This is a genomic window from Allobosea vaviloviae, from assembly GCF_001298265.1.
Classification (GTDB): Bacteria; Pseudomonadota; Alphaproteobacteria; order Rhizobiales; family Beijerinckiaceae; genus Allobosea; species Allobosea vaviloviae_B.
This window is the reverse complement of the sequence record NZ_LGSZ01000059.1, coordinates 1-19,998: the sequence shown is the minus strand read 5'-3', so window position 1 is coordinate 19,998 and position 19,998 is coordinate 1. Positions and strand designations below refer to the sequence as shown.

Here is a 19,998-nt window from a genome sequence, read left to right as displayed (position 1 = left end):
CGCCCCTGTGGACGGGCGCGGATTTCAGGGAAGGAGGCCGGGATGACCGTGGCACGCCACATCCTCGCGATCGACCAGGGCACGACGTCATCGCGTGCGCTGATCTTCGATTCGAAGCTCGAGGTCGTCGCCAGCGCCCAGCGCGAATTCGCGCAGCATTTCCCTGCCTCGGGCTGGGTCGAGCACGAGCCCGAGGACATCTGGGAGGGCGTGCTGTCGACCTGCCGCGAGGCGCTTCGCAAGGCAGGCCTCGATGCAGCGGCCATCGCCGCCATCGGAATCACCAACCAGCGCGAGACGACGCTGGTCTGGGACCGCCGGACCGGGCGCGCGATCCACCGCGCCATCGTCTGGCAGGACCGGCGCACCGCCGGGACCTGCGCCGATCTGGTCGCGGCCGGCCATGAGGCGCTGGTGGCGGCCCGCACCGGCTTGCGCATCGATCCGTATTTCTCCGCGACCAAGATCGCCTGGCTGCTCGACAACGTGCCGGGCGCGCGCCGCCGCGCCGAGGCCGGCGAACTCGCCTTCGGGACGGTCGATTCCTTCCTGCTCTGGCGCCTGACCGGCGGGGCGGTGCATGCGACCGACGCGACCAACGCCTCGCGCAGCATGATCTTCGACATTCATCGTGGCGTCTGGGACGACGATCTGCTCGCGTTGTTCGGCATTCCCGCCGCGCTGCTGCCGGAGGTCAGGGATTGCGCGACGCTTTTCGGCGAGACGGCTCCCGACCTTTTCGGCGCCGCGATCCCCGTGCGCGGCATCGCCGGGGACCAGCAGGCGGCGACGATCGGCCAAGCCTGTTTCTCGCCCGGCATGGTCAAATCCACCTATGGCACCGGTTGCTTTGCCCTGCTCAACACGGGAGAGACGCCGGTCGCCTCGAAGCATCGGCTGCTCTCGACCATCGCCTATCAGCTCAATCGCCGACGCAGTTATGCGTTGGAGGGATCGATCTTCATCGCGGGCGCCGCCGTGCAATGGCTGCGCGACGGGCTCGGCATCATCAAGGACGCCAGCGAAACCGGCCCGCTGGCGCGCGCGGCCGACCCGGCGCAGGACGTCTACCTCGTGCCGGCTTTCGTGGGCCTGGGTGCGCCGCATTGGGATGCGCAGGCGCGGGGCGCGATCTTCGGGCTGACGCGCGGCAGCGGGCCACGCGAATTCGCCAAGGCCGCGCTGGAAAGCGTCTGCTACCAGACGCTCGACCTGATCGAGGCGATGCACGCCGACTGGCCTGAGGCAGGGCCAGGAAGCAAGGCGGTCCGCTCGGTCTTGCGCGTCGACGGCGGCATGGCGGCCTCCGACTGGACGATGCAGCGCCTCGCCGACCTTCTCGACCTGCCGGTCGACCGGCCGAGCCTGCGCGAGACGACGGCGCTGGGCGCGGCCTATCTCGCCGGCCTCGACGCCGGCCTGCTGCCGGAGCCCGACCGCTTCGCCGATCTCTGGAGGCTCGAGAGGCGCTTCACGCCGGGCATGGCGCCAAGCGAGCGCAGCCGCAAGATCGACGGCTGGCGCGACAGCGTGCGTCGGACCCTGAGCGGCGCTTGAGGGTGCCGGGGAAGGGCGGTGCTGCCGCTGGCCTTTCCTTCGTACGAGAGCGGCTGGCGGCATGTCCGACGGGGGCGTCACGCGATTGCAGGGCGGGGCGCAATCTGGGGCTTGCCATTCGGCGAAGCTTTGATTAGACCCCCGGCTCACCAAGGCCGAGCGCAGCCGACCGCGCCCTTCGCCATTGGGGGATCGTCTAACGGTAGGACCCCAGACTCTGACTCTGGTTGTCTAGGTTCGAATCCTAGTCCCCCAGCCATTTCCAGGTTTCTAACCGAAATGGCTTCTAGATTCTCAGATATTCATTGATTTCCTTGAGCTTTTTCGCGCCCTGTCTCGTGGGCGGCGTCGCCTAGGTCCACCGGACAGGTCCACTGGCTGGGCGCCGGAGACGCGGTGTGTTTACCACGTGCTTAAGGACCAGGGGGGCCATCACCCTCTTCCGTCGTAAAATTCCATCCGATCTGGAGCGGCGATTCGCGGTCCGCGAAATCGTCCGATCCCTAGGGCGCGCAAGCCCCGGCGAACGTCGCCGGATGGCAGGAGCGCTCTGGCAAGAAACGGAGGTGCTCTTCATGACCGTGCGAAATCAGCCGGGAATGAGCTTGGACGACGTCGCTGCCCTGACCAGGCGGATCGGCGGCGGTTTCTTTGCCGAGGCCGAACGCGTCGATCTGGAGACGGCAACAGGGCGCCTCGAGATCGATACACCGGCCGGTCGCAGCGCGTTTTTGCGCGGCATCGCTGCTGCTATCGCCGCAGACCAGAAGCGCGAGGGTACGATCTCCGCTGCCCTTCTCGCGAAGTCGCTGGCCCGCGAGGGGCGTTCCGTTCAAGTCGATCAGGAAATCCTGCTGCGCGACGTCGTCGCGAGCGGCCTGATACGGCGAGCCAAGGCAGCGGCCGATAATATTGACGGCGGTCTGTCCGGCACCAGCGCCGGCGAGGACGCCCTGACGGGTCGCATCATCAATGTTCTCGGCAGATTGAAGAAAGGCGACCGGCTGGACGCCTTCATCGCTGAACAGGACTGGCAGGCTTTCCTCAATCACTCGGCTGACGAGGTTGCTGCTGAACGGTCTCTCGAAGGCTATCGGCGCGACGACATCGCGATCCTGCCGGTGGCAGCTGCTGATGCGGTCGCTCGCGCTTCCGATCGTGCCGCCGAAGATCGCGCCTCCCCGGAACCACGACCTGCCGTCCCAGAGTCGTCGATCGCCACCGTTCCAAGCACCCAGACTGTCGCTGCCGCCGACCAACTGATCGCGTCAAGCGAGAGCGGGGCAGATCTTCCCTTGTTCGAGGACCTTTGGGTCCGCTTCACGAGCGAGAAGGCGGTCAAAAATGAGTGGGGCAAGCAGCAACAGATCCAAGCAAAATCGACGCGGCGGGTCTTTGTCGAAATCTGCGAGAACCGAGCGCCGGGGGCCTACACCAAGGCCGATGCAGACGAATTCAAGCTCATCATGCTGTCCCTTCCGTCAAAGTATGCGCACAACACGCGTTGGTGCCGCATGCGGGCGACCGACGGTCTCAAAATGGTCTCTCAGGTCGCAGTGGCCGAAAACCAGGCGATCGAGGCCGCTCATCGGAAGGGCGACAGGTCTCAGTCGAAGCATGAGATGCTTGATCCCAAAACCTATGACCGCCACCACTCCTGTCTTGCTGAATTTTGGCGCTGGGCGGAACGGAAAGGCCTGCTGACATCCGGCCACGGACAGATTTTCGATGGGCTCTTCATCGACATTCCCAAAGTCTCCGGCCGTTCGCTGAAGGCCAAGGCAAAGCGGGACGAATGGCACGAACCCATGCTGACCAAGCTCTTCGAGGCCCCGGTCTTGACCGGCCAGCGCTCGCGCTATTGGTGGAAGCATCCGGGAGAGCAGATCAATCGTGACGACCGGTATTGGGGATGCCTGCTCGGACCACATCATGGGATGCGTAGGGAAGAGTTTTTTCAGCTCAAGGTCGGGCATGTTCAACAGGATCCCGCGAGCGGCATCTATCATTTCGACCTGATGAGTGATCCTCCCGAGCTAGGTGTCTTGCGTCTCAAGGACTCAGGTAGTCCGCGTTTGGTGCCGCTCCACAAGAACATCATCGAACTGGGATTCATCGAGGAGCGTGTCTTGGGCAGGGAGGCGACTGAAATGTTGTTTCCTGAGGCTAGGCTGCAGGATGCGGCAGGCTATCACGGCGCCCGCTTCGGCGACTGGTTCGGGCGATTTTGCGACTGGCTCTGTGCGCCCACCAACAACGATTTTCATTCTTTCCGACTGACCTTTATCAACCGCTTGCTTCGGGCCGGTATCGCTCCGCATTTGGTTGATGAACTCGCTGGGCATGAGAGCCACGAACGCCGCTCCGTCCAGGACCAGTACGTCCGTTCGCTGCCACTGCCGATGCTGAAGGAGATCATCGATCAGCTTGTTCTACCGATCGACATCCCTTCGCTGAAGGACGCCGCGCGGCGTATGGGCAGGGTCGATTTCAGCATCGGCGACGACGATTGAAGCCCAGATTTACCCATTAGATGCAGGCCGCATATATAGTCATTGGCACGGTCGGCCCGTCGTCAAAATTGGGGAAAGGCGGAGCGGCCCTGCCCGTTTATAGACGTTCGGAAGATCGCTGGACGGTCGGGAGCCGAAATTCACCTGTCGTCCGACAGAGCGCCGGATCGCGCCACTTTCAGACATTGGAGCGCTGCCGAAAACCAGACCTTCTTCGTGTGGCGTCAATCTAGTTGGACGTCGGATAGGCGCCAAAGCGGCTGAAGCGCGTCTCCCTGCGATGGATGGCCGGTCGAGGCCTCTGCCACAGTGACCGGTGGAAATGCTTCTGGTGCGACGCGGTCAGGACCGCAAAATGCCTAAGAGGCTGCCCATGCCTGCTGGCTCAGCCCCGCTTTCTTGATCCTTTAAGCTGCGACTTCCTGAAAATGGCTGTTGCCGCACGACCGAGGACGATCGGGCCGTCGTGCCCGTCGAAGAACAACCGTGTCTCGCCTCTGTCGATGTGCTGGACTTCGGTCAGCCGTTGGCCGTTCACGATGAGCGACCGGCCCAGCTTGAGGAAGGGCGGATGCGGCAGCGACTTGTCGAGTTCGCCGAGTGACTGCTTGACCAGCATCGGCGTCGCATGGGCCGGGACGATGCGCGTGTAATCTCGCTCGGCTACGAGCGCCACGAGCGCCGCAGGCCGCAGCAACAGGGCGCGCTGTCGGGATCTGACGCGCAACACCGCATTTTCGGCCGCGCCCGGCCCGTTGGGCGAGCCGAGTACCGGCGGAAGGCGCGCCAGCGCCGCCGAGAGGCGCTCCGGCCTCACGGGCTTGAGGAGGTAATCCGTGGCCTGCACCGCAAACGCCTCGACAGCGTAGTCGGCATGGGCCGTCACGAAGATGATCGCGGGCGGTCGCTCCAGGGTCCGGACGAGGTCGAGGCCGGTGGCATCCGCCATCTCGATGTCGAGGAAGATGACGTCGGGCCGCGCGGCGTCGATCAGGGCGCGTGCCTGCGACGCCGATCCGGCCTCGCCGACGATCCTGACATCGGGATGGGCGGCCAGAAGCGTACGCAGGCCCTGGCGCGCCAGGGGTTCGTCATCGACCAGGATCACGTTAGGCATGGCGGCCCCGATAGCCGGAGTTCGGCGACGACATGGTCGCCCGCCTGCACCAGCGTGAATTGATGCCGGTCCGGATAATGCAGTTCGATCCGCCGAAGCAGCACGGCCAAACCGACGCCGGGCGTCCCCGCGACGCGCCAGTCCGGTCGCAAGGTGCCCGGGCTCGTGACACGCATGCTGATGTGCTCGCCGTCGATGGCGACGCCGATCTCGATCAGCAGCGGTCTCCTGCCCGATCTCAGCCCGTGCTTGATCGCATTCTCGACGAGCGGTTGCAGCAGGAAGCCGGGCGTCGATCGCGCCAGCGCAGGTGGCGCCGCCTCGATGCGGAAGTCCAGATCATCGCCAAAACGCGCCTTCTGCAGTTCGAGATAGGCGCGGATCGCCTCGACCTCGGCCGCGAGCGTCACCGGCCTGAGATCGCGGTGATCTAGTGAATAGCGCAGGAAATCCGCCAGCTCGCGCACCATCCCGCAGGCCCGGTCGGGGTGGACCGGGATTTCGGCGGCGATGCCGTTGAGGGCGTTGAACAGGAAATGCGGATCGAGCTGGTGGCGCAGATGCTGCAGCTCGTTGCGCAGCGCCTCGGTCTCGGCCGCCATGGCACGCTGGCGGGCTGTCGCCGCCTCGAGCTGGGCGGCGGCCCAGAGATGGGCGAGGCTCCAGCTCAGCAGGATGAAGGTGTAATAGGAGAAGGGCAGCGCCCAGCTCTGGCCCGGGCTCCAGCTCGCCACCGCCCAGCCGCCGGCCACGAGCACGAGCTTGGCGATCGCCGACTGGCACAACGCGCCGGCCATGCTGAGCAGCGCGACGAGCCCGACCGTGCCGGGCGTCAGCCTCGTGTCGAAGCCCAGCCGGCGAAAGACCAGCCTGAGGCCGATTGCGATCAGGCAGGCGAACGGCTCCAGCAGAATGGAGACGATCATGGCGCGGCCGACGCCACCATAGAGCGGCGTGCGGATGAAGGTGCCGTAGATCGTCAGGATGACGAGCGCGACGAGGTCGGCCGACCAGTCGCCGGGGTAGCGCCATCTGCCCGTCGCCGTCACTGCGATTCCCCCGTTCCTTCGCGACCCCGCCTGCTGCGTGTGGGGTTCATTGCAGTCTCTCTAGCGCGGTCTCAGTGAGCCTGTCTGCGGAGCTCTGCCCGGTTCGTCGAGTATTCTGCCCGGTTCGTCGAAATGACGTGGCGTTAGCCGAGCCGCTGCCCTGAAGAAAGGCGGGCCGTGCGTCCAGGAGATGCGCGGCCGGCGCGGGCGCTCGCCCGCAGGGTTGACGGTGGGGACCGCCTCGAAATGGCTATGAGACAGGTTTCGGGGCGCGGCATGCGCCAGACGGCCAAGGCCCGCGCCGCGCTTTTCGGCAGTGTTTCGCTGATCGCGCTGGCCGTGACCGGCGGCGAGGCGATGGCTCAGCAGGTCTATGCCAATGGCGACGACAATGCCGCCGGCATCGACCTCAATGACGCGGCGACGCGGCGCACCTTCTCCGTGCCGACCGGCGCGGCGACGCAATCGGGCGCGATCACCGAGTCGGTCGCCGGCAGCGGCCTGGAGAAAATCGGCGCCGGCACGCTGACCATCTCCAACGGCGCCAACAGCTATACCGGCGGCACGACGATCTCGGCCGGGACGCTTGTCGCGACGCAGGCCGGCGTGCTCGGCACGGGTGCGATCACGCTCAATGGCGGCACGCTGTCGAACAGCGCCAGCCTGACCCTCTCCAACGACCTCGGCGCGGCGGCGGGCACGACCTCGACCATCGTGGCGGGCGATGGCACGACGCTGACCTTCGCGCCCGGCACCTACCGCAACGCCGCCGGCTCTAGCCTGCGGCTGGGCGCGGCCGGAAGCACGGGCACGATCGATTTCCGGGCAGCCGGGAGTGCTCTGAACAGTTCAGCCGGCCCCACCGAAATCCTTGGCGGCATCGTGAGAGCGAGCGGCCCAAATTCGGCGGTGAATGCCAATAGCGACCTCACGATCGCCACCGGCGCAGCGCTTGAGCTCAACGGCTTCACCCAAGTCAGGGCCCTGCAGGGCGCAGGTGACATTCGTAGCACATCGAGCGCCCGGCTCGATGTTTTCGGGGGCGGAACGTTCAGCGGCCGGATCGGCACGGTCGGTGCCGATGCGCTCAGCCTGTCCTATCTCGGAACGGGAACGCTGACCCTGACGGGCCGCAATCTCTACACCGGCGGCACCACTATCCGTTTCGGGACGCTCGTCGCCGGCGCGGAGTCGCTCGGCTCGGGCGACATCAGCTTCGGGAATTTCGGTGGCTTTACGCGCCGCCTGATCACCTCGGGAACGCTGTCTGGCCGCTCGATCACCGTCCAGGGCAGCGGCCCCGTGGTGATCGGTGCTGGCGCCGGCCAGACCGCGCGGCTGCAACTCACCAACTTCAACACCGATCAATCGGGCCGGCTCGAATTCGGCCAGGCCGGCGTCTCCGGAACCGTGGAGTTCCAGGCGACGACGGTCTCGGTGGTCAATCCGGCACGCACGCTCGTCTTCGCCGGCGGCACGACGCGCGATACGGGCGGTCTCGGCCGGCTCATCAATGCCCTGGCTTCGACCACGGTCAACGCCGGAGCGACGCTGGCCTTCGGGGACGGCGGCGACGCCAGCGTGAACAAAGGCATCGTCAACAACGGCGCGCTCGAGATCGGCCGCTCGGATGCGATGAGTTTCTCGGGCGTGATCTCGGGAGCCGGTTCGCTGGCGCAGTCCGGGGCCGGCGTCACCACGCTGCTGGGCGCCAACAGCTATGGCGGCACGACCACCGTCTCGGCCGGCACGCTGCGCGGCGGCGCAGCCAACCGCTTCAGCAATGCCAGCGCCACGACCGTCAGTACCGGCGGCACGCTCGATCTCGGCGGCTTCAGCCAGGCGATCGCCTCGGTCGCGCTCGCCGGCGGCACGCTGACGAATGGCGCGCTGACCGGTGCGGTGACCTCCTCGGGCGGGACGATCGACGGCCTTGGCGGCTCGGCTTCCGTGACGACGCAAGCCGGCGCGACGACGCTGACCGGGACCAACAGCTACACCGGCGCGACCACAGTCAACGGCGGGACGTTGGTGGTCAACGGCGCCATCACGGCCTCGTCGGGGCTGACGGTCGCGGCGGGCGCGACCATCGGCGGCTCCGGGCAGTTGCCCTCGCTGACGGTCAACGGCACGCTCTCGCCCGGCAACTCACCGGGCACGCTCACCGTCAACGGCAATCTGACGCTCGGCGCGGGCTCGGTCTATGTCGCCGAGGTGCAGGGTGCGGTCTCCGACCGGATCAACGTGACCGGGACGGCCGCGCTCGCCGGCACGCTGCGGATCGTCCCGCTCGGCGGCGCTTATCTGTTCAGTACACCCTACACGCTGCTGTCGGCCCAGGGCGGGCGCAACGGTTCCTTCGGCTCCGTCGATACGACCGGCTCCTTCGGCGACGGCGTCACCACCGGCATCGCCTATACTGCGACCGACGTGCAGTTGACCCTGACGCCGAGGCCGCTGGCGCCGATCGCTGGCTCCGGCCAATCGAGCAATGCCTATGCGGTGGCGCGCGGCATCGACCGGGCCGTGGCGGGGGGCGCCAACCCGCCGGCGCTGTTTGCGATCTACAACCTGCCGGCGGCCCCCCCCCCCCCCGCCGTGACCCAGCCCCCGGGCGCGGCCCACACCCCCCCCCCCGCCATGGCCAACAGCGCCGCGGGGCAGTTCCTCCACACCATGCTCGACGGATCGGGCGCCGGCAGGCTCGCGGGCGCCGCAGGCGGCCCCGGCGGTGCGGCCGGCCTCCCAGCGGACCTGCCATCGCGGCAGGACGGGCCGGGGCGGGCGCGCTTCGACCCGGCGCGCTTCTCGCTCTGGGGCGCGACATTCGGTTCGACCGGGCGCACCGACGGCGACGCGGTCGCGGGCTCGGCGAGCCGCAACCTTTCCGACGCTCACATTGCAGTCGGAGCCGATGTCAGGCTCGGCTCCAACACGGTCGCGGGTCTTGCTGTCGCCGGCGGTCAGTCGCAGGCCTCGCTGTCGGGCGGGCTTGGCAAGGCGAAGGCCGATGTCCTCCAGGCCGGGCTTTATGGACGCACCACGCTCGGCGCGGTCAATCTCGCCGCCGCGCTCGGCTATGGCAGGCTCGACACCGAGACCCATCGCGCGATCCCCACGCTCGGCCGCACCGGTGTTACCGCCTCCTACGCAACGCAGGCCAGGAGCGGCCGGATCGAGGCGAGCCTGCCGGTGATGAGCCGGAGCGGCGTCACGCTCTCGCCGCTGGCCGCCTTCCAGCTGGTCCGGGCGAGCAGCCCTGCTGCCATCGAGCGCGATGGGACGGGCGCGGGTGCCGGCATGCTGACGCTGGCGCGGCGCTCCGACACCACCAGCAGGAGCGAGCTCGGCGTGCAGCTCGATGGCAGTATGATGGCCGGCGCCACGCCCGTGACAGGCTTCGTCCGCGCCGCCTGGGCAGCCTATCATCATCGCGACGCGGAGCTCACCGCCTCAATCAACGGGCTTGCCGGCGCCAGCTTCAGCGCCACGGGTGCGAGGCCGGGCCGCAATACAGCCCTCTTCTCGGCAGGGGCTGACATCAAGCTCAGCACCAGCGTGAGCATGGGCATGCGAGTCGATTCTGAGTTCGCTGCAAATACACGTCGTTTCGGCGGCACAGCCCAATTGAGAGTCAACTTCTGAGCGCTGAAACAGCACTGCGCCACCACCAGACTTTCAATGTCTGCCAACAAGCAGACATTGCGATACGAGCAAGGTTGGCCGTCGCGAGAACATCGATGCGGGCGCCCGAAGCCATCGGCGGCAGCTGGCGCCCACCAAATTCGTGGCCTGTTGTCTAACCAATCGGAAATGGAAGAGCGGCTTTCGCCGCATCGCGCACGGAGATGATTTCGTACCATCGCTGGAGGCTGGGTCGCTGCGCGCGCTCGACCGGCATGTTCAGCCAGCGATGCACACTAGGGCCGAGCACGATCTCGGCCATGCCGAAACGATCGCCGCCGACATAGTTCCGGCCTTTTGCGAGATGCGCCTCGAGTATGTCCAGGCAGCGCTCGGTCGTCGAAATCGAGGCGGCGATAGCAGCGGGATCAGCCGTAGCCGGCTCGCGCATCAGGCCCCAAAATGCCGGCACTATCACCCTTTGCAGTTCGCCTAGGGCCCAGTCCATCCAGCGATCGCCCTCGCTGCGCCGCGCCGGGTCCTCTTCCCAGATCGTATCGCAGCCGTAGCGCGCCGCGATGTAGCGAACGATCGCGTTCGATTCCCAGATATGGATGTCGCCATCCTCCAGAACCGGCACCTGACCGTTGGGGTTCTTCGCCAGATAGGCCGGCTCGCGGTTGCCGCCGAACGGGCCGCCAATATCGATCCGCTCGAACGGCTGACCCGTTTCGCCGGCGGCCCACACCACCTTCTGGACATTCACAGAGCTCAGGCGGCCCAGAATCTTCAGCATCGGGTGGTCCTCTTGTGATTCTCTATTGATTGTGAGCTTGCCGGCACCACCGGCGGCTGCGTTGCCGCCGGTGTCTATCTCGCCGCGGCTGAAGGCTATGCTCCTACAAGCTTGGCCTGTGTCCGGGTCTCGAAGTCGCCGGCACCGTGGCGTTCGTGGAGCTGCTCTGAAGGATCGCCGACGACGCGGTTGACCATGCGGCCGCGCTTGACTGCCGGGCGCGCGAGAAGCTGCACGGCCCAGCGAACCACGTTCTTGTAGTCCTGGACGGCAAGGAACTCGGCGGCGCCGTACTGCCAGCCCATGACGAGGCCGCCATACCAGGGCCAGATCGCCATGTCGGCGATGGTGTAGACGTCGCCCGCGATGAACTCGTTGTCGGCGAGGCGCCGGTCGAGCACGTCGAGCTGGCGCTTTACCTCCATGGCGTAACGGTTGATCGGGTATTCGAGCTTGGTCGGCGCATAGGCGTAGAAGTGGCCGAAGCCGCCGCCAAGAAACGGCGCCGAGCCCATCTGCCAGAACAGCCAGGACAGGGTCTCCGCCCGCGCCGGCTGTTCCTGCGGCAGGAAAGCGCCAAATTTCTCGGCGAGATGCACCAGGATAGCGCCGGATTCGAAGATGCGGATTGCGGTAGGCCCACTGCGGTCCATGAGCGCGGGAATCTTCGAGTTCGGATTGACCTCGACGAAGCCGGAGCCGAACTGGTCGCCGTCGCTGATCTTGATCAGCCAGGCATCGTACTCGGCGCCCTCGTGGCCGGCAGCCAGCAATTCCTCCAGCATCACCGTGACCTTGATCCCGTTCGGGGTTCCCAGCGAATAGAGCTGGAGGGGATGCTTGCCGACGGGCAGGTCTTTCTCATGGGTCGGGCCGGCGATGGGCCGGTTGATATTGGCGAAGCGCCCGCCGCTGGCCTTGTCCCAGGTCCAGACCTTGGGTGGGACGTAGTCCGTATTGTCGCTCATGCGATGATCTCCAGGCTTGCTCAGGACACAGGTGGGTAATTCGAGGGGAAGAGCGCACGCTTCGCCTCTTCGTCGCGGACCTGCTTGAAGGCATGGTCCTGCCCAACGGCGCGAGCCCGCGCGACCGCTGGCCGCGCATCAACGGTCTCAAAGAGGCGCTTGAGATTGGGGAACGGCGCGAGCGGGTCATTGGCTTCCTTGAGCACCCGGGAAGCGCGATCGAGCCAGCCCCAGGCCGAGATGTCAGCGATCGTATAGGTCTCACCGACGATGTAGCTGCGCCCCGCCAGATGATCGTCCAGCACCTGATAGTGACGCTCGGCCTCGCGGCGATACCGGTTCAGGGCATAGTCGAGGCCGTCCGGCGCCGCGAACTGGAAATGCACCGCTTGCCCCGAAAAGGGGCCGAGGCCCGAGGCTATGAACAGAAGCCAGGAGAGCAGCTGCGGCCGGTCTTCGGAAGCGCCGAGGAACTGTCCGGTCTTCTCGGCGAGATAGAGCAGGATCGCGGTGGAATCGAAGACGCGCGCCTCCCGGCCCCCTGGCCCGTCCGTATCGACGATCGCCGGCACCTTGCCGTTCGGGTTGATGGCGCGGAAGCTGGGCAGGTGCTGCTCCCCCTTGCTGGTATCCACGGGAATCGTCTCGTAAGGGAGACCGGTCTCCTCCAAGAGCAGAGCCACCTTGGCCGGGTTGGGCGTTGGGTGGAAATAGAAGCGGATCATCGGGTTACCTCTTCTGTGTTAGACGGATTGGGGCGGCGGGTTGCGAGCAGGACCCCCAACACGATAATAGCGACCGCCACGCCCTCGGTCGGCGATGGGTGCTCCCCGAGGATGGGTATGGCGAGGAGCGTAGCGATCGCTGGGATGAGCGCGATCATCGCGGTGGCGGCCGAGAACCCGAGCAGCGAGACCGCGCGGTTGAAGGTGAAGATTGCGACCCCGCTCATCAGCACGCCCTGGTAGAAGGCCTGCAGGGCGACTTCGCCCGCGCCGGCACGTCCGAGCCGGCTCAAGCCCCCGAGCCCGTAGACCGGCAGGAAGAGCACGGCCGACCAGAAGCAAATCAGCGCCGCCGACTCGATCGGCGCGAGACCGCTGCGGCGGAAGAGCAGCGTGTACACCGCCCACATCGCCGCGGCGGCCGCGAGCGCGCCGATGCCGGCGGCGCTCGGCGGCCCGCCGGCAGCGGCGCCCGCCAGCAGAAGCAGCGACAATCCGACGAGGATCGCGGCGTATCCGCTCCAGCGCCACCGACCCTGCGCTTCGCCGAGGAAGGCCCGCGAAGAGGCCGGCGAAGAGCGGCATCAGCGTCGGGGCGATCGAGGCAGCCTGGGCGGCGGAGGTGAGGCTGAGACCAAGCGCCACGAGCAGCACGAATGGCACGCCCCAGAGCATAGCGAACGCCAAGCCCATGCCCCAGGCCGCGCGAGGCAGCCTTGCGCGGTTTCGGACGAGAACAGGAGCCAGAAGCAGAGCGCCGATCCCGAAGCGAAGCGCCGTGATGTCCCAGATGCCCAGCTCCCGCGTCACGCTGAAGCGCGTAATGACGAACCAGCCGGAAAAAATGGAGACCGTTAGCGCCGCCCAGACAAGGCCAAGCGCTCGGCCACTCAGCCGCGGCAAGGCCGCCCCCCTTCGCTCCGCCGCAGTCGTCCGGACTCCGGACATGGTCAGGACCGCGCCGTTTGCAGCGCCCCGAGAATTGCATCGGGCTCGAGGCGCCTCCTGTAGTCGATGTGGAGCGAGGCGAGCAGGACGCGCCGATCCGTGCCGATGACATAGGTCGCGGGGACCGGAAGCTCCCAGCTGTCGTCGCCATTGATGCGCGACAGAGCCTTGCCGTTTGAACGCAGCGCCTCGCGCAATTCGGGCGGCAGCGCATAGACCAGGCCAAAGCTCCGGGCCACCCCGTTCCCGACGTCACTGAGGACGTCGAAGATCAATCCGTTTTTCCCTGCGGTGTCGAGCGAGTTGTCCGGAAGCTGGGGGGAGACGGCGACAAGTCGGGCACCTAACGCGGTGATTTCCGAGAGGGCTGCCTGATAAGCGCGAAGCTGGAGATTGCAGTACGGACACCAGCCACCGCGATAGAAGGTGAGCACGACCGGCCCCTGACGGAGCAGATCTTCGAGCATGATCTGGCGCCCATCGACACCAGGAAGCGCGAAGCTCGGCGCCTCGTCGCCTACACCGATCGCCTGCTCTTGTGCGAAGGCGGCCCGCAATTCCTCGATCTTCGCCTCATATAACGCGACACGACCTTCCGGCGCCGTTCGCGCGAACTCGGCCTGGAAGGCCGTCAAATCCTGCTCAAGAGCCATGGTACCCGACAACCTCCCGCCAGGTCGGCGCTTGGGCCTTTGAGTTTTAGTTCGTTTGATCTAAAATGCAAGACACGTTCATCCGTTTGGCCATTTCCACTCAGCTGACGAAGGAGCATCATGGGAAGGCCTAGGGAATTTGATGAAGCGGTTGTGCTTGATGCGGCTGTCCAGTGTTTCTGGAAACGCGGCTACGAGGCGACGTCGATCCGCGACCTGATTTCAGGTACGGGCCTTACCGGCGCAAGCCTCTACAATGCCTTCGGCGACAAGGATTCCCTGTATCGTCGCGCGCTCGATCATTATGTCGCGGGTAGTATCGGCGAGCGGATCCGGCGCTGCGAGGCCATGGAACCGCGCTCGGCGATCGAGGCTTTCTTTCGCGAGATCCTGGCCCGATCGCTCAAGGACGAGGAGTGCAAGGGTTGCATGCTGGTGAATGCCGCACTCGACGTGGCACCTGAAGATGCGGGCTTACGGGCTGCGGTTGCGGACGAGCTTCGCCGGATCGAAGGCTTCTTCCGGTCCTGTATCAAAAAAGGCCAGGCCAGCGGCTCGATCACGCCCTCTCGCTCGGCCGAGAATCTCGCACAGCACTTTCTTGGTGTGCTGATGGGTGTCCGCGTGCTGGCACGGGTGCGGCCGGAAAGAGCCCTGCTCGAGGGTGTCGTCGACATCGCAATGACCGTACTCGATTAGGCAGATCTCGGCCGTCCATAAGCATGAACGCGCGGGCGGTCTTGCTCACCTCGTGGACGCTGGTGGCCAAGACGGAAGGGTGGCTACCCTCATGCCAATGCAGCAAGCCTGTCACGCAGCCAGCTTTGTGCTGGGTGGCTAGTGGTCCGGTCGTGCCAGATACTGGCGATGACAAATCCGGGTATGTGGAGCGGCGGTTCCAGCACCTGCACCCGGTCTGACCAACCGTCTGCGATCCGGCGTGGGATCAGCGCGATCATATCGGATCGCGACACGATCTCTGGCACGATCAGGAAGCCCGAAGTGGACAAGGCGACGGTACGACGGCGGCCGATCGCCTCGAGCGCCGCATCTGTAGGCCCGGCAAAGCCGCCGCCCTGAGGTGAAACCACGACGTGGTCCAGCGCGCAGAACAAGTCCAGATCAAGGACACCCCGCACGGCTGGATGCCCCTGTCGCGCGACGACCACATACTCCTCCTCGAACAGTCGGCGCTGGCGCATCGCCGCCGGCGCGTGTTCGGGCGTTGCCAAGGCCAGGTCCACCTCGCCACGCTCCAACTGCGTCGAGAGTGCCATCACGTCTAACGCCCGCCAGGCGATGCGAATCATCGGCGCCTCGGCCCGCAAGGCGACCGAGTAGCGTGTCAGCAGCGCATACTGGACATAGTCGCTCGCCGCGACCGCCACGGTCGCACGCAGGGTCTCCGGATTGATCGGCGCTCCTTGCTCGACAACGCGACGAACACCCTCCAGTGCCTCGTGCAGCGGCTGCATCATCTCTAGTGCCCGTTGGGTCAGAATCATTCCGCGCCGGCCCGGGATTAGGAGCGGATCGTCCAGCGCTTCGCGGAGCCGTGCCAGCCGTGCCGATAAAGCAGGCTGGCTGAGATTCAGCCGGCGCGCAGCGTGCGTGACGTTGCGCTCCGCCAGCAGGGCCTCAAGCGTCACGAGAAGTCCGAGATCGATGTTCCTGGTATCCATCGTGTCGATAACGGCACGAAAAACGTTCGATTTCAATACCCACGGTGGCCGCACTATTTAGGCGCGGCGCGGGCAAAATCCTGCGGCGCTTCAATCGACGGCACGGATACCGGTTCGCCTATGAAAGCTATCCAGACTCGTCCGCACCGAGGGCTCGACGGCCTGACGCTGGTGGACCTCCCTGACCCCGGCGAACCCGGACCGGACGCCATCCGCGTGCGTGTGCATGCCACCTCCCTGAACTTCCATGATCTGGGTGTGGTGACAGGGCGGCTGCCGGCCGTCGATAGACGCATCCCCATGGCGGATGGCGCCGGGGTGGTGGAGGCAGTCGGCTCCGAAGTCACGGAGTTCAAGCCCGGCGACCATGTCGTATCCACGTTTTTCCCAACCTGGCTGGACGGCGAGGCCACTCTCGCCGGCTTCGCCACCACGCCGGGCGACGGGATCGACGGCTTCGCCCGGGAAGTCGTGGTGGCGCCCGCCACGTCCTTCACGCGCGCGCCGGCAGGCTGGAGCCACGCCGCCGCCGCGACCCTGACTACGGCCGGTGTGACAGCCTGGCGGGCCTTGGTGGTCAATGGCGGCCTCAAGGTCGGCGACAGCGTGCTTGTCCTCGGCACGGGCGGAGTGTCGATCTTCGCGCTGCAGATCGCGCGGGCCATGGGAGCCACGGTGATCGCGACCTCCTCCTCCGACCAGAAGCTGGAGCGGCTTCGCGCGATGGGCGCAGCGCACGTCATCAACTACCGCCAGGACGAGAACTGGGGCGACCGGGTGCGGGACCTGACGGGCGGCGCGGGCGTGGACCATGTCGTGGAGGTCGGTGGCCCAGGCACACTGGCGCAGTCGATCAAGGCCGCGCGCGTCGGCGGCCACATCTCTTTGATCGGCGTGCTGACCGGGATGGCGGGCGACGTGCCGACAGCCATCCTCATGGCGCGGCAGCAACGGCTCCAGGGCCTGATCGTCGGCAGTCGCCGGCACCAATTGGACCTGATCCGCGGTATCGACGCCGTCCACGGCCACCCGGTGATCGACCGCTCCTTTCCGCTGGCCGAACTCGCGGACGCCTTCCGGCTCCAGGAATCTGGCGGCCATTTCGGCAAGATTGTCGTCGAATACTGACTACCCCCAACTATCAAGAAGAGATCATCATGAGAATTCTCGTTGTTTACGCGCGCCCCGAACCCACTTCGCTGACGCGGCGGTTGGTCGATGTGACCGCTGAGGCGTTGTCGGCGGCGGGAAGAACCGCAATTCATCCCGGCCGCTACGGCATGAAGTGGAAGGCGGCGTACGAACCCTCAAGCGGAAGGCTGGGATCGGTGCGACCTTCCGGACGAACGCCGCCAACCTATTCCAATCGCCTAGTCCAGCTCGGGCAACCCACGCTTAACCGCGCTCGATAGCCATCACCCTTACCATTCAGGAGAACATAATGTCTGATCCAGGCAACACTTTCATGCGGCGTTTTGTGCAGTTCATCAACACTGCCGACGAAATGCTCGGTGAGGAACTCATCGCGCCGAATGCGGAGTTTTACGTTCCTTTTCAAAGCGACCCGCTCATAGGCCCGCCGGGATGGCTCGCAGCCATCAACGTGATGCGCGGCGGCTTCCCGGACGTCCAATGGACGCTTGAGGAGTTGGTCGTCGAGGGTGAGAAGATCGCCGCGAGGTATACGATGCGTGGCACACACGAAGGCGTCTTTTTCGGTGTACCGGCGACCAGAAGGCAGATTACGGTCCAAACCATGAACTTCTATGTCATGGCCAACGGGAAGATCGTCGGCGAGCGTGGTCAGCCCGATCTCCTCGGGTTGATGCAGCAGATCGGGGCCGTGCCCGCGCCCAGTTGATCGCAGCGGCAGATCCACCAAATGGCAGGTTTCGCGCTCGCACCGGCTGAAATGAAACTGTCGACTCCGGCCAAATCGAGCGGTTCCGCCCCGCGCCTAAGGCAGCCGTTAAATGGCTGCATCTCCAACGAGATGTTCGAAGGCCGAAATCGCGGATGACTTCCGGTTCCAGGAATCCGGCGGCCATTTCGGCAATATCTCGTCGGATTCTAGCAGCCCCCAACGATCAAGAAGAAATCATCATGAAAATTCTCGTTGTTTACGCGCACCCCGAACCCAATTCGCTGACACGGCAGTTGGTCGATGTGACTGCTGACACGTTGTCGGCAGCGGGACACACCGTGACCTATTCGGATCTCTACGGCATGAAGTGGAAGGCGGTGTACGACGCCGATGACTTTCCGATGCGCAACAACCCTGAACGGCTGTCGTTCATCACGGAGTCAGGCCATGCTTACGCAAGCGGGCATCAGACGCCCGACGTGATCGCCGAGCAGCAGAAGCTGCTCGAAGCCGATGCTGTGGTCTTGCAATTCCCGCTGTGGTGGTTCGGCGTGCCCGCGATCTTGAAGGGCTGGATAGAGCGAGTCTATGCCTTCGGTTTTGCCTACGGCTATCATAATGGCTCCAACGAATTTCGCTTTGGCGACGGCATACTCAAGGGCAAGCGAGCGCTGGTCAACGTGCAGGCAGGCGGCCCAGTGGCCGATTATGGCCCGCGGGGTATCAACGGGCCGATAGAGCAGCTGTTGTTCCCGCTGACTCATGGCGCGCTGTTCTACCCCGGCATGGACGTGCTCCCGACGCACGCGGTCTATGGCGCGGGTCACGTTTCTACGGTGGAGGAAGTGGAGGCGATCAAGGCAGCATGGCGTGTGCGTCTTGCCGGGCTATTCACCGACAAGCCGATCCCCTTCCGTTCGCAAAACGGAGGCGACTTCCCCGATCGCCACACCATGGCCGACCACGTTGCGCCGGGCCAGACCGGCCTCGCCGCGCACCTTGCCGATCTGGTCGACGCATAAGGACATGGAAATGGATGTAGCATTTATCGGGCTTGGGCAGATGGGCTCGGGCATGGCCGACAATCTCGTGGCGGCCGGTCACTAGGTCCCCGTCTGGAACCGGGACCGGGCCAAGGCGGAGCCGTTCGCCGCTCGGGGTGCGAAGGTTGCCGCCGATCTCGCCTTGGCCGCCCGGGCTGGCACCGTCATGACGATGCTGGCCGACGACGCGGCCGTCGAGGCGGTCGTGTTCGGAGACGGCGGGCTGCTCGCGGCAGGTCCCGACCTGCTCCATATCTCGTGCAGCACGGTCAGCGTGGACCTCACCGCCAGACTGGCGGCGGCGCACGCCGCGGCGGGACAGCGTTTCGTGTCGGCGCAGGTGCTGGGCCGCCCGGACGTGGCGGCGGCCGGCAAGCTGTCGGTGATCGCGGCGGGCGCGGCGGAGGATCTGGATGTCGCACAGCCCTTGTTCGACGCGATCGGGGCGGGGACGCAACGGGTCGGCGACCGCCCGGTGATGGCCGCGGCGGTGAAGGTCGCGCTCAACGCCGGCATCCCGGCCATCATGCAGATGCTTCGACGTAACAGTTCCGCATCGTCGCCGCCCACGGCATCGCCGCGGATCGGATGGCTGCGCTGCTGATAGACGTAAGCTATGGCAATCGGCTGATCGGGAGCTACGGCCCGATCATCGCGGAGCAGCAGTTCGAGCCGGCTGGGTTTCCGATGCGGCTGGGCCGCAAGGACGTGGGATTGGCGCTCGCGGCGGCAGGCGACGCGGATTTGCTGCTGACTGAGCTGATCGCCTCCCGCATGGACGCGATCATCGCCGCCGGCGGTGGTGAACAGGACTGGGCGGCGATTAGCCAGCGATCCGGTATATGCCGCCGGGCCTTTTTTCAAAGCCTCGCTGATTGCCCAGTCGCTCCGGAACGGGTGGGATCGTAGCGGATTAGGTCATTCCCATCCTAATGGTCGGGATCGCAAAGCCCGGGAGCGACCAGATGGACTGCCTGAGAGCAGAAGTTCGCAATGGCAGCTATGGGCCAAACTTTCCCGTTGACCGCTGTCCAGGGAGCAGACATCCGGCGCGAACCAAGCCGGATATTTCCAATCAATCCACTAGGCCGCCAACGCGTTCTATTCCGGAAGTACATAATCAGGCCAAAGAGATGTATCTGGCAGGAGACTGGTTGGGTGATCCGTTGCGCTAGCGGCCAGATCTCTGCTTCTCATGATGATCAATGCGGCGTCATTTTCATGCGCCAGATCAATTGCCTTCTTTTGTGAAACGCCGCTCGCAACGATAACACTGCTACCCCCGGCGCGAGGTGTAACACGCAAAATATCGGGCTGTAGTTCGACCGCTATTGACCTGCCACTGAGTTTTTCCTCCACGCGGAGTTAGAGTCCGGCCCTGATGAGGACGGACTGATGAAGCGAGCAAGATTCACGGAAGAGCAGATCATTGCGGTGCTGAAGGAGCACGAGGCTGGGG

Annotated in this window: 16 protein-coding genes, 1 tRNA gene and 3 pseudogenes; 11 read left to right on the top strand and 9 right to left on the bottom strand. The window is 65.4% G+C overall.

The genetic code is table 11. The annotated features are described in order from the left end of the window. Window positions 1-42 precede the first annotated feature (42 nt). From glpK to AE618_RS22035, 4 genes and pseudogenes are all read left to right on the top strand, one after another. Window positions 43-1,557, top strand: a complete 1,515-nt coding sequence (gene glpK, locus AE618_RS22045; protein ID WP_054211232.1) for a glycerol kinase GlpK — start codon at window positions 43-45, stop codon at window positions 1,555-1,557. Between the two features lie 185 nt (window positions 1,558-1,742). Beyond that, a tRNA-Gln gene (locus AE618_RS22040) sits at window positions 1,743-1,816 on the top strand. A 139-nt stretch (window positions 1,817-1,955) separates the two neighbouring features. Next, a pseudogene (locus AE618_RS29300) lies at window positions 1,956-2,132 on the top strand (DUF6538 domain-containing protein); the annotation flags it as partial. Next, window positions 2,133-4,070 (top strand): tyrosine-type recombinase/integrase, encoded by a 1,938-nt coding sequence (locus AE618_RS22035; RefSeq protein WP_197280858.1) that lies wholly within the window; start codon window positions 2,133-2,135, stop codon window positions 4,068-4,070. It abuts the pseudogene before it with no gap. Between the two features lie 385 nt (window positions 4,071-4,455). On the opposite strand, the gene AE618_RS22030 is transcribed toward AE618_RS22035, so the two are convergent. Both AE618_RS22030 and AE618_RS22025 read right to left on the bottom strand, forming a co-directional pair. Further along, window positions 4,456-5,187, bottom strand: coding sequence for a LytR/AlgR family response regulator transcription factor (locus AE618_RS22030; protein WP_156330425.1), 732 nt, complete (start codon window positions 5,185-5,187; stop codon window positions 4,456-4,458). Continuing rightward, window positions 5,175-6,236: a sensor histidine kinase gene (locus AE618_RS22025; protein ID WP_054211229.1), complete on the bottom strand. Its 1,062-nt coding sequence runs from the start codon at window positions 6,234-6,236 to the stop codon at window positions 5,175-5,177. The genes AE618_RS22030 and AE618_RS22025 overlap by 13 nt, the downstream gene beginning before the upstream one ends. Before the next feature lie 252 nt (window positions 6,237-6,488). Here AE618_RS22025 and AE618_RS22020 point away from each other — a divergent pair, with 252 nt between their 5' ends. After that, entirely contained in the window at window positions 6,489-9,881 is a 3,393-nt protein-coding gene (locus AE618_RS22020) for an autotransporter domain-containing protein (RefSeq protein WP_197280857.1), read from the top strand. Window positions 9,882-10,035: 154 nt separating this feature from the next. On the opposite strand, the gene AE618_RS22015 is transcribed toward AE618_RS22020, so the two are convergent. The 6 genes and pseudogenes from AE618_RS22015 to AE618_RS21995 all read right to left on the bottom strand — a co-directional run bounded on the left by AE618_RS22015 (window position 10,036) and on the right by AE618_RS21995 (window position 13,950). Then, window positions 10,036-10,656, bottom strand: coding sequence for a glutathione S-transferase family protein (locus AE618_RS22015; protein ID WP_054211227.1), 621 nt, complete (start codon window positions 10,654-10,656; stop codon window positions 10,036-10,038). 95 nt (window positions 10,657-10,751) lie between these two features. After that, window positions 10,752-11,624, bottom strand: a complete 873-nt coding sequence (gene yghU, locus AE618_RS22010; protein ID WP_054211226.1) for a glutathione-dependent disulfide-bond oxidoreductase — start codon at window positions 11,622-11,624, stop codon at window positions 10,752-10,754. A gap of 20 nt (window positions 11,625-11,644) precedes the next feature. After that, window positions 11,645-12,349 carry a glutathione S-transferase family protein gene (locus AE618_RS22005; protein ID WP_054211225.1) on the bottom strand — a complete coding sequence of 235 codons (705 nt, stop codon included), beginning with the start codon at window positions 12,347-12,349 and terminating at the stop codon, window positions 11,645-11,647. After that, the gene (locus AE618_RS28915) at window positions 12,346-12,843 is read right to left on the bottom strand and encodes a DMT family transporter (RefSeq protein ID WP_248310980.1); all 498 of its coding nucleotides are present in this window, start codon (window positions 12,841-12,843) and stop codon (window positions 12,346-12,348) included. The genes AE618_RS22005 and AE618_RS28915 overlap by 4 nt, the downstream gene beginning before the upstream one ends. Window positions 12,844-12,916: 73 nt before the next feature. After that, window positions 12,917-13,297: pseudogene (locus AE618_RS28910) on the bottom strand (EamA family transporter); the annotation flags it as partial. Window positions 13,298-13,299: 2 nt separating this feature from the next. Continuing rightward, complete coding sequence (locus tag AE618_RS21995) at window positions 13,300-13,950, bottom strand: peroxiredoxin-like family protein (RefSeq protein ID WP_054211224.1); 651 nt, start codon at window positions 13,948-13,950, stop codon at window positions 13,300-13,302. A gap of 120 nt (window positions 13,951-14,070) precedes the next feature. Here AE618_RS21995 and AE618_RS21990 point away from each other — a divergent pair, with 120 nt between their 5' ends. Beyond that, window positions 14,071-14,649 (top strand): TetR/AcrR family transcriptional regulator, encoded by a 579-nt coding sequence (locus AE618_RS21990; RefSeq protein WP_054211223.1) that lies wholly within the window; start codon window positions 14,071-14,073, stop codon window positions 14,647-14,649. An 89-nt stretch (window positions 14,650-14,738) separates the two neighbouring features. On the opposite strand, the gene AE618_RS21985 is transcribed toward AE618_RS21990, so the two are convergent. Next, entirely contained in the window at window positions 14,739-15,668 is a 930-nt protein-coding gene (locus AE618_RS21985) for a LysR family transcriptional regulator (RefSeq protein WP_248310979.1), read from the bottom strand. Window positions 15,669-15,752: 84 nt separating this feature from the next. Between AE618_RS21985 and AE618_RS21980 the strand changes: the two genes are divergently transcribed. The 5 genes and pseudogenes from AE618_RS21980 (at window position 15,753) to AE618_RS28590 (ending at window position 19,448) form a co-directional block, all read left to right on the top strand. Further along, window positions 15,753-16,760 carry a zinc-dependent alcohol dehydrogenase family protein gene (locus AE618_RS21980; RefSeq protein WP_054211221.1) on the top strand — a complete coding sequence of 336 codons (1,008 nt, stop codon included), beginning with the start codon at window positions 15,753-15,755 and terminating at the stop codon, window positions 16,758-16,760. 313 nt (window positions 16,761-17,073) lie between these two features. Continuing rightward, window positions 17,074-17,493: an ester cyclase gene (locus AE618_RS21975; protein WP_054211220.1), complete on the top strand. Its 420-nt coding sequence runs from the start codon at window positions 17,074-17,076 to the stop codon at window positions 17,491-17,493. 242 nt (window positions 17,494-17,735) lie between these two features. Next, window positions 17,736-18,518, top strand: coding sequence for an NAD(P)H-dependent oxidoreductase (locus AE618_RS21970; protein ID WP_054211219.1), 783 nt, complete (start codon window positions 17,736-17,738; stop codon window positions 18,516-18,518). 4 nt (window positions 18,519-18,522) lie between these two features. After that, a pseudogene (locus tag AE618_RS28595) lies at window positions 18,523-19,143 on the top strand (NAD(P)-dependent oxidoreductase). Next, window positions 19,128-19,448 carry a hypothetical protein gene (locus AE618_RS28590; protein WP_054211217.1) on the top strand — a complete coding sequence of 107 codons (321 nt, stop codon included), beginning with the start codon at window positions 19,128-19,130 and terminating at the stop codon, window positions 19,446-19,448. Before AE618_RS28595 ends, AE618_RS28590 begins: the two are co-directional and overlap by 16 nt. Window positions 19,449-19,998: the final 550 nt, after the last annotated feature.

Bases quoted from the DNA above. Each gene is read 5' to 3' on its own strand.
- glpK (WP_054211232.1), top strand. From the start codon at position 43: ATGACCGTGGCACGCCACATCCTCGCGATCGACCAGGGCACGACGTCA.
- AE618_RS22035 (WP_197280858.1), top strand. From the start codon at position 2,133: ATGACCGTGCGAAATCAGCCGGGAATGAGCTTGGACGACGTCGCTGCC.
- AE618_RS22030 (WP_156330425.1), bottom strand. From the start codon at position 5,187: ATGCCTAACGTGATCCTGGTCGATGACGAACCCCTGGCGCGCCAGGGC.
- AE618_RS22020 (WP_197280857.1), top strand. From the start codon at position 6,489: ATGAGACAGGTTTCGGGGCGCGGCATGCGCCAGACGGCCAAGGCCCGC.
- AE618_RS22015 (WP_054211227.1), bottom strand. From the start codon at position 10,656: ATGCTGAAGATTCTGGGCCGCCTGAGCTCTGTGAATGTCCAGAAGGTG.
- yghU (WP_054211226.1), bottom strand. From the start codon at position 11,624: ATGAGCGACAATACGGACTACGTCCCACCCAAGGTCTGGACCTGGGAC.
- AE618_RS22005 (WP_054211225.1), bottom strand. From the start codon at position 12,349: ATGATCCGCTTCTATTTCCACCCAACGCCCAACCCGGCCAAGGTGGCT.
- AE618_RS21995 (WP_054211224.1), bottom strand. From the start codon at position 13,950: ATGGCTCTTGAGCAGGATTTGACGGCCTTCCAGGCCGAGTTCGCGCGA.
- AE618_RS21990 (WP_054211223.1), top strand. From the start codon at position 14,071: ATGGGAAGGCCTAGGGAATTTGATGAAGCGGTTGTGCTTGATGCGGCT.
- AE618_RS21980 (WP_054211221.1), top strand. From the start codon at position 15,753: ATGAAAGCTATCCAGACTCGTCCGCACCGAGGGCTCGACGGCCTGACG.
- AE618_RS21975 (WP_054211220.1), top strand. From the start codon at position 17,074: ATGTCTGATCCAGGCAACACTTTCATGCGGCGTTTTGTGCAGTTCATC.
- AE618_RS21970 (WP_054211219.1), top strand. From the start codon at position 17,736: ATGAAAATTCTCGTTGTTTACGCGCACCCCGAACCCAATTCGCTGACA.
- AE618_RS28590 (WP_054211217.1), top strand. From the start codon at position 19,128: ATGGCTGCGCTGCTGATAGACGTAAGCTATGGCAATCGGCTGATCGGG.